This window comes from Actinotalea ferrariae, from assembly GCF_019733465.1.
Taxonomy (GTDB): Bacteria; Actinomycetota; Actinomycetes; order Actinomycetales; family Cellulomonadaceae; genus Actinotalea; species Actinotalea ferrariae_A.
On sequence record NZ_JACVQL010000340.1, the window covers coordinates 1 to 1,628 of the forward strand.

Here is a 1,628-nt window from a genome sequence, read left to right on the forward strand (position 1 = left end):
GGTGTCGGCCGGACCGGTGCCGGGCCGGCGGCCGCGGCGGCGCAGGCCGACCACGCCGGCGCCGACGACGGCGAGCACGGGCAGGGCCACGAGGAGGTAGTCGGTGAGCTCGTTCACGGGCCCAGTCTCTCAGGGGCGCGTGCCGTGCGCGTCAGCGGTGCGTCAGCGTGTGCGCCGGCGGCTGCGGCCGCCGTGCGTCAGCGGTGGCTGAGCTGCGACGCGCGCGCACGGGAGGACGAGCGCCCGGTGGCCCGGCCGAGCGTCTGGACGAGGTCCTGCGCCTGGACGTAGTCGCGCTCGTCGGGCTCGCCGATCGCGAAGATGTCCTCGACCGAGCCGCCCTCGGCCTCGGCGACCTCGGCCATCTCCTCCCGGACCCCGCGGAGCATTCCCCTGCGGTGGTCGCGGCGGAGCCCGGATCGCAGGTCCGCGAGGACCTCGCGCCCTCCCCCGGTGCGGCCGCTCGCCGCTCCCGCGACGACCAGGACGACGACGGCGCTCACGAGCGCGACGATGATCCAGACGACGACAGGTGCCATGCCGTCAGTATCACCCGGTCGGGTGACGCCCTCGCCCGGGCGCTCCGGACGCCCGGGCCATCACCACACGATCTCCACACCGCGCCGCGGCCGGGCCGCGCCGCCCGCCGGCCGGCCTCAGGCCGTCGCGTCCTCGCGCATCCGCTGGCTGATGACGGTCGTCACGCCGTCGCCGCGCATGGTGACCCCGTAGAGCGCGTCGGCGATCTCCATCGTCCGCTTCTGGTGCGTCACGACGATGAGCTGGCTGTCCTGCTGCAGCTCGGTGAAGATCTCGAGCAGCCGGCCGAGGTTCGCGTCGTCGAGCGCCGCCTCGACCTCGTCCATGACGTAGAACGGGCTCGGCCGGGCCTTGAAGATCGCGACGAGGAGGGCCACGGCGGTCAGCGACCGCTCGCCGCCCGAGAGCAGGGACAGGCGCTTGACCTTCTTGCCCGCGGGCCGGGCCTCCACGTCGATGCCCGTCGTCAGCATGTTCTCGGGCTCGGTGAGGACGAGCCGTCCCTCGCCGCCCGGGAAGAGGCGCGAGAAGACCCGCTCGAACTGGACCTCCGTGTCGCGGTAGGCCTCGGTGAACACCTGCTCGACCCGCTCGTCGATCTCCTTGACGATCTGCAGCAGGTCCGTGCGGCTCTTCTTGAGGTCGGCGAGCTGCGTGGACAGGAAGGTGTGGCGCTCCTCGAGCGCCGCGAACTCCTCGAGCGCGAGGGGGTTGACGCGACCGAGGAGCGACAGCGCCCGCTCCGCGGCACGCAGCCGCTTCTCCTGCTCGGCGCGCACGTACGGGACCGACGACGCCTCGCCGTCCTCGCCCGCGACGGGTACCGGCCGGTCGGGGCCGAACTCCTCGAGCAGCACCTGCGGGTCCAGGCCCAGGTCCTCGACGCTGCGCGCCTGCAGCTGCTCCACGCGGAGCGCCTGCTGGGCACGCGCGACCTCGTCGCGGTGCGCGACGTCGGTGAGCTCGCGCAGCTCGCCCGCCCAGCGGTCGACGTCGGCCCGGACGGCCACGAGCTGGGCGTCGCGCTCGGCGCGAGCCGCCTCCGCCGCCTCGCGGGCCTCGGTCGCGAGGCGCAGCGAGCGCTCGAG

Annotated in this window: 2 protein-coding genes; both read right to left on the bottom strand. The window is 74.4% G+C overall.

What is annotated here, in order from left to right; genetic code table 11:
• Positions 1 to 197: 197 nt before the first annotated feature.
• On the bottom strand, positions 198 to 539 hold the full coding sequence (locus ICW40_RS19320) for a hypothetical protein (protein ID WP_221655613.1): 342 nt from the start codon (positions 537 to 539) through the stop codon (positions 198 to 200).
• Between the two features lie 117 nt (positions 540 to 656).
• A partial coding sequence (locus ICW40_RS19325) for an AAA family ATPase (protein WP_221655614.1) occupies positions 657 to 1,628 on the bottom strand: 972 nt, incomplete at its 5' end.

What these genes read in the sequence shown, in the direction of transcription:
- ICW40_RS19320 (WP_221655613.1), bottom strand. Translation starts at nt 539, where the DNA reads ATGGCACCTGTCGTCGTCTGGATCATCGTCGCGCTCGTGAGCGCCGTC.